The sequence below is a fragment of the Streptomyces sp. NPDC060198 genome, from assembly GCF_042728415.1.
GTDB lineage: Bacteria > Actinomycetota > Actinomycetes > Streptomycetales > Streptomycetaceae > Streptomyces.
This window is the reverse complement of the sequence record NZ_JBHWZJ010000246.1, coordinates 1-10,789: the sequence shown is the minus strand read 5'-3', so window position 1 is coordinate 10,789 and position 10,789 is coordinate 1. Positions and strand designations below refer to the sequence as shown.

The following is a 10,789-nucleotide window of genomic DNA, read 5'->3' as shown; positions in this document are numbered from 1 at the left end:
GCCGGGGCTTCGTGCTGTCCGGGGCCGGTTCCCGGCGCTTCCTCGCCGGTCTCCCGCCCCCGGCGGCCCCTCGTCCGGAAACGGCACTGATCCGCCGTGGTCGCAGACAGCGGAGGGGCCTGGGGGGCAGGATGGACGCGCATCGAGGCCGCCGCAGTGGCGAGCGCTCCGGTGGCGTCGCCGCGAGATGCGTGCAGGGACGGCCGGGGTGCCGGGCGGTCGCCGGGACGACGAGGGGGAGCGCGTGAAGAGGCAGATCGGCAGGGGCGTCCGGACGGCGTCGGCGGCCGTCGCCGCGATGTGTGCGGTACTGGCCCTGTCCGGGCCCGCGTACGCGGCCGATCCGGCCCCGTACGCCTTCGACCCGGGCGCGAAGCAGGTGACCGGGAAGGTGGCTAACGCCGACGCGTCGGTGCTGGAAGCCGGTTCGGTCTACCGCAGTTCGATCAAGCCCGGGGAGAAGCTCTACTACCGGGTGAACCTGGACGCCGCCTCGGACGCGTACGTCTCGGCGGTCGCGGTGCCCAGGTCCGCGGACGGCGAAGTCGCCTACGGCGACGGGATCACCGTGTCCCTCCGTGACCGCAACGACTCGAGTTGCGGTTCGGGGGACGCCCTCGTCGGTTCGGCACAGTTCGCGCGCCCGATCTCCGCGTACGCGGTCCGGACCGTCAAGGAGGGGAGTTCGTACTGCCAGGACGCGGGGGCGTACGACGTCCTGATCGAGCGGAAGAGCAAGGAGACCTCCTCCCCCGAGGAGTGGGACCTGGAGATCCGCCACGACGTCGAGCCCGTGTTGAAGGCAGCCGGTTCCCAACCCACCACCGCGCCCACGGAGTTCGCGTCCGAATCGCCCGCCCCGCTGCCCACGTCGGCGCCCCGCGCCACCCGCTCCGGCGGCACCGGGTTCAACGACGCGACCGGTCTGGAGCCGGGCGAGTGGAAGGACGCCGTCTCGCCCGGCCAGACCCGCTTCTACCGGGTTCCGGTGGACTGGGGGCAGCAGCTCTACGTCACTGCCGAGCTGAGCAACAACAACGCCTCGACCACCTTCCTCGGCAACGCGCTCTCGCTCGCGCTGGCGAACCCGGCGCGCGGACACGTGGAAGGGGAGGTCCTCTCGTACTCCGGAAGGCCCGCTTCCGTCTCCCTCGACCCGCTTCCCCCGGTCGGCTGGAGCAATCGCTACGCCTCGGCGACCGGCGTCTCCGGCATGCGTTTCGCCGGCTGGTACTACGTGTCGGTCGGACTGAGCCCCCAGGTGGCGAAGGAGTACGGCGCCGGTCCGATCAAGCTGACCCTCACGGTCCAGGTGAAGAACGACGCGCAGGCGTCTCCGTACGCCGGTGACGCCGGGATCTTCGGTGTCAGCGACGACGACCGGGACATGGCACGCAGCGGCCAGAACGCGCCGCAGGCCGCGAGGAGCGCGACCATGCGGCTGGTCGGTGTGGGCGGGATCGGCGCGGGGACGGTGCTGGTGCTGGGGCTCGGCGTCTGGACGCTGCTGGCCCGCCGTAGGCAGGGGGCGGGAGCTCCGGTGGCCGCCGACGGGACCACCGGGCGGCCCTCGCCGTACGGAGGGCCGCCGCAGGCCTGGTAGCGGCCGGCGGGTCCGGCGACCGCCGTGCCGCTGCCGCCGCGCGGTGCCGGGCGCCCGGTGGGTGAACCGGTCGGCCCTCAGGCCTGGGTGAGCGCCCAGATGCCGACGGCGAAGCAGACCAGCGCGACCAGCAGGACCGGGACGGCCACCTTCGGGGAGGGCCCCGGCCGTGCCGCACGGGTCCGTGGCCCAGCGGGGGACGACTGAGCGGCGGGTGCCGCCGGTGCCGCGCCGGCCGGATGGCCCTGAGGCGCGGTGTAGCCGCGTGTCGGGGTCGGTCCGGGGTGCCCCGGGGCCGTCGCGGCGGTGGCCGAGGAGGGCGTGGGGGCGGCGGGCCACGACGACGGGTCGGGTGGCGGGGCCAGATGGAAGCTGCCGGTCTCCGACATGGACGGCAGGGGGGTGGCCGGGGCGGGGGCCGGAACCGGCAGGCCGGGCCGGTGGGACACCGGAGCCGCCCGGTGGGGGAGTTGACCGCCGCCGGGGGCCGGGGCGGCGCCACCGTGCTCCTGGGGCCCCGCCTGCGGGGAGTTGGGCGGGTTGCCTTGGAACCCTCCGGGCGAGCCGCCGAACGGGCTGTTGAGCGGACCGTCGGGGCCGAAGCCTTCCGGCAGGGGACCGATCTGGTCGAACACCTCCACCGGCTCCTCCTCCGCCGGGGACTCGGGCAGCATCTCCACGGCCGCGGCCAGCGCCTTGCGCGCACCGGTCGCGGTGCGGAAACGGGCCTGCGGGTCGGGCTGGAGCAGTCCGGCGAGCACCTGCCAGAGGGGCTCCGGCACCCCCTGCGGGGCGCCGGGGGTGCCGTGGGCGACGAAGTGCTCGATGATCGCCCGCGAGTCCGGCTTGCGGCCGTGCAGGAGGTAGAGCGCGACGAGCCCCACCGCGAAGAGATCGGCGGGGAAGTCGGGCTCGGCGCCCATCATCTGTTCCGGAGCGAAGTAACCCGGTGTGCCCACCACGTAGTTGGTCTCGGTCAGCCGAGGTTCACCCTTGCGCATCGAGATGCCGAAGTCCGACAGCCGCAGGTGCGGACGCCCCGAACCGGTCGCCTCCATCAGGATGTTGGCCGGTTTGATGTCGCGGTGCACCACGCCTTCGGCGTGCACGGTCGACAGCCCGGAGAGCAACTGGTCGAGCAGGAGGCAGACGAAGCGCGGCGGCAACGCGCCGTAGTCGCCTATGACATGGGCCAGGGAACCGCCGCTGACCAGATCCATGGTGAAGAGGACCTTGTCGTCGTCGGCAGCCCAGCTGGCGGGCGCGAGCACATGGGGATGCTCGATGCGCAGCGCCTGCTCGCGCACGAAGCGCAGCAGCGTGTGCGCGTCGCTCTGCTGGAGCACCTTGGCCGCGACGTACCTGCGGCGCCGGTGGTCCCAGGCGCGCCAGACGGCGCCCACACCACCGCGTCCGATCGGATCGACCAGTTCGTACCGGCCGGCGAATACCTCACCCATTGCGCTGTGTCCGCTCCCCGTCCTGTGCCGGATGGTGCAGGGTGCCTGAACTCCGGTTGCGACCGGGTGCCAGGTGTCGCGTGAGCCCCGGCACCGACGCGCGGCCTGCGGCCGGTCCTGGTGTCGCTGCCGGCGGGCCCGTCGGCGGATCGTCCGGCCCGGCCGGCGTGACGCCGTCCGGTCCGGCCCGGTCCGAACCCTAGTTCTGGTGTCCCTCGTAGTGCGCGACGGCGTCCGCGGTGCGGCCCGCGCCGTACACCCGGAGGAACTCTGCCAGTTCGGGGTGGGTCGGGGCGAGGGAGTCGGCCGCGTCGATGATGTCGCCTGCCGCCGAGACCGACCGCAGCAGCGACTGGATCTCGCGGACGACCCGGCGCACGGTAGGTGCTCCGCCCGTGGTCGTGGTCTGGCCGGTGGTGGACAGAACCGATCCTCCTTGGGACTTCTTGACCTGGTCCATCCGGTCGGCGGCCTCGCCCGCGCTGACGCTGCCGTCCGCGACCTGGACCGCGAGCTCTTGGAGCGCCTGGACGCGCTGGACCACCGCTGGGTTGCCGATCTTGGCCCGCTGGCCGCTCATCAGCTGGGAGAGCATGGGTGCGGACAGCCCGAGTACGGCCGCGAGCCGGGCCTGGTTCAGGCCAAGATCATCGATCAGCCGGCGGAAGAGTGCACCGAGCGGCTCCCCGTACCAACTGCGCTGGAGTTCTCTCGCTCTTGCGGTTGCCTCTTGCTGCGCTGCGTCCATAACGCCTCCCCTTCGCTGCTGCGAACCTAGTCGGACATCTTACGGAGAGTGGTCGTCCCCCGGGAGTCCCCATCTCTTTGTGGGAAACCCGCCGGGACCCGGTACTCTGGTCTGCGACGGGCGCCCCACGTACGGATCGTGGACGGCGGCGTTCGTTGTCCGGGGCCTTAGCTCAGTTGGTAGAGCGCTGCCTTTGCAAGGCAGATGTCAGGAGTTCGAATCTCCTAGGCTCCACGTATCAAGACCCCTCCGAACTGCGGAAACGCAGTTCGGAGGGGTCTTTTCCGTGTCTGCCGGGCTCGGTCGAAGGGCGATCGGGTGCCGTGACGACGAAAGCGCCCCGACCCGAGGGGAAGCGGGTCGGGGCGCTCCGGAGGAGTGCCTGGTGGGAGGCGGCACCGGACTCGGTGGCGCCTCCCGTGGGATCAGTGTCCCGAGTGGCCGTGGTTGTCCGAGCCGTGGCCGTGGTTGTCCGAGCCATGCCCCTTGTTGTCGGAGCCGTGCTCGCTGCCGGACGCCTTCGAGACCTTGCTCAGCGTCGAGGTGACCGCGGGCTCCAGGTTCTTGAACTGCGAGGTGTACGGGCCGACCTTGATGCCCTTCACGCCGTTCAGGCCGGCGAGCTCCTCGAACGCCGAGCTCTGCGAGGCGGTGGTGAGGACGCGGATCGCGCTCCGCTGGAGGTCGCCGAGGCGCAGCGGGTAGCCCTGGGCGGGGTAGTCGCCCTTGATCGCGACGGTGTAGGCGACCACCGGGCTGGTGTCGTCACCGGCCGTGGCGTGCTGGACGTTCGTGAGGCTGATGCCGGCCTTCTGGGCGGCCGACAGGCCGGCGGCGCTCGGGTCGAGCATGGCGGCGACCGCCTTGTACGCGGCGTCGACCGAGGCGTACTTGGCGTTCGGGGTGAACACCTGGTTGTTGTACGCGTCCCGGACGGTCTCGCCGGACAGAGGGGTCTTCGAGAGGTCGGTCTTGGCGTCGACCGTGGTGGCCAGGGTCGTGCCACCGGTGGCCGACGGGGTGAACCCACCGAACTGCCAGGTGTAGGAGGTGCGGGTGGTGGTCACGGTCCTGTTGTACACGGGCAGGCCCGTGACGTCGGTGGTCGGAGCCACCCGCTTGATGGCGTTGATGACCTCGGCCGGGTTGCCACCGGGCTCGATGAGGTCGTTGCCGGCGTACATCGAGGTCAGCGAGCCGTGGCTGCCGCCCCAGTCCGACATGACCGTGCCCTTGTAGCCCCACTCGCCGCGCAGCAGGTCGGTGAGCAGGTCGTAGTTGCTCGCCGTCCAGGTGCCGTTGATCTTGTTGTAGGAACTCATCACCGACATCGGCTGGGCAGCCTTGACCGCGATCTCGAAGCCCTTGAGCTCGATCTCGCGCAGCGTGCGCTCACCGATCACCGAGTTACTGGTGGTGCGGTTGGTCTCCTGCGAGTTCTCGGCGAAGTGCTTGATCGTCACGCCGACGCCGGGGATGGACTGGACGCCCTCGGTCGTGGCCGCGGCGGTCAGGCCGGAGATCAGCGGGTCCTCCGAGTAGTACTCGAAGTTGCGGCCGTTGAGCGGGTCGCGGTGGATGTTCATGCCCGGCGCGAGCCAGAGCTGGACGCCGTACTCCTGCATCTCCTCGCCGACGGCCGTACCGACCTCGGCGACCAGGTCGCGGTCCCAGCTCTGGGCGAGCAGGGTGCCGACGGGCCAGGCGGTGCCGAACTGGTAGGTGGCCGTGTCGCCGGTGCCGATCTGCTGCGTGAGGCGGAGGCCGGCGGGGCCGTCCGACAGCGCCATGCCGGGGATGCCGAGCTTCTCGTAGTTCGGCGTGGTGTAGCCGGCGGCGCCCTTGGCGGTGAGCGTGGTGCCCGCGGCGCTGGAGCCCTCGACGATGTCGGCGAGCTGGGAGACGCTCAGGCCGGCGACGAACTGCTCCATGGTCGCCTTGCCCTTGGCGACGTCGTACAGGGTGGTCGCCGTGTTCGTGGACACGTGCTTGACCTGCTCACCGGTCTTCGGGGCGTACGCCGAGCCGGTGCCCTCCCAGTTCTTCTGCTTCGGGTCGAGGTAGACCGTGGTGGAAGAGATCTTGTCGCCGTCGAGGGCGTAGTACGGGGACGAGGAGTCGACCGAGACGTTCTGCTGGTACGGCGACGCCTTCTTCTCCGTACGGAACGAGGACGGGTTCAGCTTGATCCGGCCTGCCCGCGCGATCTCCGACTTCTCACCCGGGTAGGTGTAGAAGTCCGCCGTGGAGCTGGTGAGCTCGGTGGCGGGCTTCTGGTCGGCCAGCTCGGTGTGGTCCTGCTCGGTGACGACGGACTTCGCGAGGTTCAGGCGGGCCGCGACGTGCGTGTTCCGGGAGGAGTTGCCGACGCGCACCACGTAGTCGCCGGCGTCCAGGACATAGGCCGCGCGGGACTCGTCGTAGGCGGCGAGCGAGGTGGTGTCGAAGCTGATCGTCACCGTCTGGGACTGGCCCGGGGCGAGGTTGTCGGTCTTCGCGTAGCCGGTGAGCTGCTGGTACGCCTTGTCGAGCCCGGTCTGCGGGGCCGACACGTAGACCTGGACGACCTCCTTGCCGGAGTAGGCGCGGCCGGTGTTGGTGACCTTGGCGGTGACCTTCACGGTCTTGGCGTCGGCCTTGACCTGCTGCGCCTCGATGTCGAAGTCGGTGTACGACTGGCCGTAGCCGAACTCGTAGTTGACGACGCTCGACGGGTCGGCGGGGTTGAGCTTCTTGTAGAGCGAGTCGAAGTAGCGGTAACCGACGTAGATGCCCTCGGTGTACTGCTCCGTCAGCGGGTCGTTGTCGTTCTTCCCGAACGTGGCGGACGCCGGGTAGTACGAGTACTGCGAGGCCCAGGTGTCGGTGAGCTTGCCCGACGGGGTGACGGTGCCGTTGAGCACCTCGGCGAGGGCGGCGCCGCTCTCCTGGCCGGCCTGGCTCATCAGCAGCAGCGCGTCGAGCGCCTGTCCGCCGGGAGCGTTCTTGACCTCGCTGTTGATCTCCTGGAAGAACGACGTGTCGACGATGCCGCCGGTGTTCAGCACGACGACGACGCGCTTGTACGTCTGGCCGAGCAGCTTCAGGTTGGCGCGCTCGACGTCGCTGAGCTGGTAGTCGCCCTTGCCGGAGGTGCGGTCGGAGCCTTCGCCGGAGTTCCGCGCCACGACGAAGACCGCGGTGTCGGTGGCGGCCGAGGGCGCCACGTTGGCGGCGGTCAGCGGCTGCTCGACGGACGAGTAGTCGACTGCGGTTCCGAAGACGCTGCCCGTCGCGCTCGCCGGGTACTTGGTGTCGTAGGCCTGGGTCATCGCGGACCAGTAGGCGTCGTTCGTGGTGACCTTGTAGCCGGCGTCGGTCAGGCCCTGACGGGCGGAGATCGTGTACCGGTTGTTGACGGCGCCCGAGCCCGTACCGCCCTTGACGGTCTTGTAGGCGCCGACACCGAAGAGCGCGACGTTGCCCTTCTTGGCGATCGGGAGCGCGTGGTCGTGGTTTTCGAGAAGGACCATGCCCTGGGTGGCGGCTTCCCGCGACAGCGCCGCGTTCTTCAGCTCCAGCGCCGCCGGGTTGGGGTCGGAGGTGGCCGCGGTGGCCGCGGGAACTCCGGTGAAGACGATGCCGGCGACGACCGCGGTGGCGGCGGCGATCGCGATGGCCCGGCCGCGGCGCACACCTCTGGGCAGACGTGAAGTGCTCATGTCAGTAAGTCCTCTCTCAACCGCAATGTCCAGATAGGAGGTTCATGCCGGACGGGCAAACCTCCAGCCCGGAGGTCTGCGGAAGGATCGTCCGCTCGGCGTGAGCTGAGCTGACCTTAAGAGCGACCTTTTCTGTGGTCAATGGCAAAAACATGATGAGTCTCGCGAGGTTTTCGGCCTTTGATTGGTCGAATGAGGGTTGGGGGTTTCCCGCAGGTCAGACACCGTGACTCTGGACGGACTGTCTGCTATAAGGGCACGTCAGAAGGGTTGTTGAGAGAGGACAGGGCTCGGAACCGGTTCCGGAGGCGCCGGAGGAACGAGGTCGTCGGGGCGCTCCGAGCGGAGTCATGGCTCGCGAACTCGGTTCACAGGTTGTCGGAAACAGAGCCACCGGACGACTTCCACGGACTTCCGTGGAGGGCTATCGGGTTACGGACGACGGCACTTGAGGGTGAACGGGAGCCGTCGCACACCCGCCGCGTACGGGCGGCATGACCTTAGGATCTGCGCATGCCCCAGACGTCAGCAGGCTCCTCGCCCCGCGACCGGACTCGCGAGGACGTCTTCCGGCACATCCAGTCGGCGGGCCAACTGACCCGCGCGCGGATCGTCGAACTCAGCGGGCTCTCCCGGAGCACCGTCAACCACGCCGTGGCCCGGCTGCTCGCCGACGAACGCGTCACCGAGACACAGGCCGAGGGGGGCGGACCGGGCTCCGGCAGCGGCCGGCCCGCAGCGGTGCTCCGCGTCGTCCCCCGGGACGGGGGCGCTCCCGTGGCGGCCATCGACTTCGGCCACAACCACATCAACGTGGCCCTGGGCGACTCCCTCGGCCGCCCCGTCGCCGAAGAACGGGTGGAACTCGACGTCGACATGCGGGCCGTCGAGGCCATCGACCGTGCGGCGGGTCTGCTCGACGGACTGCGTGGATCGTTCGGGGTCGACCGGCTCGGTGCCGTCGTCGCCGGAGTGCCCGGCCCGCTCGACACAGCGTCGGGGCTCGTCCGCTCCCCCACCATCCTGTCGAGCTGGGTGGGCCTCGCTCCCCGCAAGGAGCTGGAACAGCGCCTCGGCGTACCCGTGCACGCGGAGAACGACGCCCTTCTCGGGGCGTACGGAGAACTGCACCTCGGCGTCGGCCGCTGCTACACCGACTTCCTCTACGTCAAGGTCTCGCACGGCATCGGGGCGGGGATCGTCGTCGGCGGAGCGCCCTACCGAGGGGCGCTGGGGTACGCGGGCGAGATCGGGCACACCCAGCTGCCGGGACACACCGAGATGTGCCGCTGCGGCAACCGGGGCTGCCTGGAGACCGTGGTGTCCGTCTCCGCCCTCGCGGCGCAGATCGCCCACACCCACCCCGGAGTGGTGTCCGGTCCGCGCCTTCTCCCTCAGGTGGACGACCCCGTCACCGAGCGCATTCTGGACGGTGCCGGCCGGACGCTCGGCGGTGTCCTCGCCTCGTTCTGCAACCTCCTCAACCCCTCGGCCCTGATCGTGGGCGGGGAGCTGGGTACCTCCTCCACCGGGGCGTTCGTCGAAGGCGTCGCCACGGCGGTCCGCCGGCATGCCCAGCCGGCCATAGCGGCCGGGCTGGACATCCTCCCCGCCGGGCTCGGCACCCGCGCCGAGCTGCTGGGCGCGCTCCGGCTCGCGACGACGCTCGTACCGCGCTGAGCCGCGCGTACCAGCCTTCAGCGCGTGTGCCGCGCACCGCGGTGGGGCGCTGTCCGGCGGGGCGCGTCAGCGGGACGGTTCGGCCGGGTCTTCGCGGCCGGGCAGGGCGGCGGAGTCCTGGCGGCCCGGCAGGGCGGCGGTTGCGGACGTCTCGGACCAGCGGGTGAACGACAGCATCGGCTCGGCCGGTTCCGAGGACAGAGACGCGAGCCGGACGGCGAAGATCGTGGTGTCGTCCTGGAGCCGCCCGTAGACGTGCCGCAGCATCCTGTCCCGTACCGCCCTGACCAGTCGGTACGGCGATTCGGCGAGATGCGGGTCCTGCGCCACGGCCGCCTCCAGCGCCTCGGCCAGCGGGAAGAAGTCGCCCGCCCGGTCACGGGCCTCGGTCACCCCGTCCGTGGTGAGCAGCAGCGTCTCGTCCTCCGCGATGCGCACCCGGTGCGGCCCCGCGGACCGGTCCGACAACGGGACCAGTTCGTTGAGGCCGAGGGGGAGCCTGCTGCTGCCCGCGTCCAGCCGGCGTACCCCGCGCGCGCTGACCGCGAAGGGCGGATCGTGTCCGAAGTTGATGACGTCGACGTATCCGTCGGCCGAACCTGGCGGCGGGAAGTCCAGCAGTACGGCGGTGGCGAACCGGTCGCCGTCCTTGTAGCCCATCGCCTGCTCGTACAGCCGGTTGCGTTCCATCCTGATCTCCATGCGCTCGGCCACCACCCGCAGTTCCGGCTGGTGGAAGCCGGCCTCGCGGAAGGTGCCCAAGAGGTTGGCGGCCACCGCCACGGCTCCGAGACCCTTGCCCTGTACGTCTCCCAGCAGCGCGCGGGTTCCCCAGGGGCTCGGCTGGATGTCGTAGAAGTCGCCGCCGAGCCGGGCTTCCGCGTCGGCGGGCAGGTAGATGTGCGCGTGGAGCAGCCCGCCCCAGCTGGGCGGGAGCGGTCGGATCACGGTTGCCCGCGTGGTGTCCGCGACGTTCCGGACGGAGAGCGCACGGCGTTCCCCCCGGCGGCGCAGCCAGGAGGCCGCGATGGCGAGCAGCCCGCCCATGGAGACGAGGATGAAGTCGGGCAGTCCCGCGCGGTACCCGTGCTCCCACGCCTGGTCGATCACGCGGTACGCGACCACCGCGGCGACCGCGAACAGCGCGGTGGTGCCCACCGGGCAGAGAGCGGCGGCCACGACCGGGACCACCACGAGCCAGGACAGCACCCGGAAGTCGCCCGAGGTGTTCCAGTCGGCGAAGCAGACGACCAGGAGCAGCGCGAGCGGCAGCAGCCAGCCGAGCCGGCGGCGGGGCCGGCCGAGGATCACCAGCAGCGCCTTGTCCAGCCGAGGCTGCCGACGGAAGAGCCCGCTTCCATGGGGAACGGGCACCGGATCGGACCCCGGCGGGGAAGCGTGCGGAGAAGAGCGGGAGGGCACCTGGCCAGCGAATCACGGTCCGGGACGCCACGCATCCGCGCGTTCGGGCGGCTCGTCAGCAGTGCCGGCCGCACACTCCGGGCGGAGCGGGGAGGCATTCCCGAGACGGATCCCCGAGACGGATCCCCGAGACGGATCCCGGATACGACAGAGGGGCGTCGGACGACTCTGCTGT

Annotated in this window: 6 protein-coding genes and 1 tRNA gene; 3 read left to right on the top strand and 4 right to left on the bottom strand. The window is 70.7% G+C overall.

What is annotated here, in order from left to right:
* Positions 1 to 244 precede the first annotated feature (244 nt).
* Positions 245 to 1,603, top strand: coding sequence for a hypothetical protein (locus ACFWEP_RS24810; RefSeq protein ID WP_387373010.1), 1,359 nt, complete (start codon positions 245 to 247; stop codon positions 1,601 to 1,603).
* Positions 1,604 to 1,680: 77 nt separating this feature from the next.
* On the opposite strand, the gene ACFWEP_RS24805 is transcribed toward ACFWEP_RS24810, so the two are convergent.
* On the bottom strand, positions 1,681 to 3,063 hold the full coding sequence (locus tag ACFWEP_RS24805; protein ID WP_387373009.1) for a serine/threonine protein kinase: 1,383 nt from the start codon (positions 3,061 to 3,063) through the stop codon (positions 1,681 to 1,683).
* 199 nt (positions 3,064 to 3,262) lie between these two features.
* The gene (locus ACFWEP_RS24800) at positions 3,263 to 3,811 is read right to left on the bottom strand and encodes a DNA-binding protein (RefSeq protein ID WP_387373006.1); all 549 of its coding nucleotides are present in this window, start codon (positions 3,809 to 3,811) and stop codon (positions 3,263 to 3,265) included.
* A 161-nt stretch (positions 3,812 to 3,972) separates the two neighbouring features.
* On the opposite strand from ACFWEP_RS24800, the gene ACFWEP_RS24795 reads away from it, so the two are divergent.
* Positions 3,973 to 4,045: transfer RNA gene (locus ACFWEP_RS24795), tRNA-Ala, on the top strand.
* A 191-nt stretch (positions 4,046 to 4,236) separates the two neighbouring features.
* On the opposite strand, the gene ACFWEP_RS24790 is transcribed toward ACFWEP_RS24795, so the two are convergent.
* Positions 4,237 to 7,512, bottom strand: coding sequence for a glycoside hydrolase family 3 C-terminal domain-containing protein (locus ACFWEP_RS24790; protein ID WP_387373004.1), 3,276 nt, complete (start codon positions 7,510 to 7,512; stop codon positions 4,237 to 4,239).
* 513 nt (positions 7,513 to 8,025) lie between these two features.
* On the opposite strand from ACFWEP_RS24790, the gene ACFWEP_RS24785 reads away from it, so the two are divergent.
* Complete coding sequence (locus tag ACFWEP_RS24785) at positions 8,026 to 9,192, top strand: ROK family protein (RefSeq protein WP_387373002.1); 1,167 nt, start codon at positions 8,026 to 8,028, stop codon at positions 9,190 to 9,192.
* A gap of 66 nt (positions 9,193 to 9,258) precedes the next feature.
* Here the strand turns inward: ACFWEP_RS24785 and ACFWEP_RS24780 are convergent, their stop codons facing one another.
* Entirely contained in the window at positions 9,259 to 10,566 is a 1,308-nt protein-coding gene (locus ACFWEP_RS24780) for a PP2C family protein-serine/threonine phosphatase (protein WP_387373000.1), read from the bottom strand.
* Positions 10,567 to 10,789: the final 223 nt, after the last annotated feature.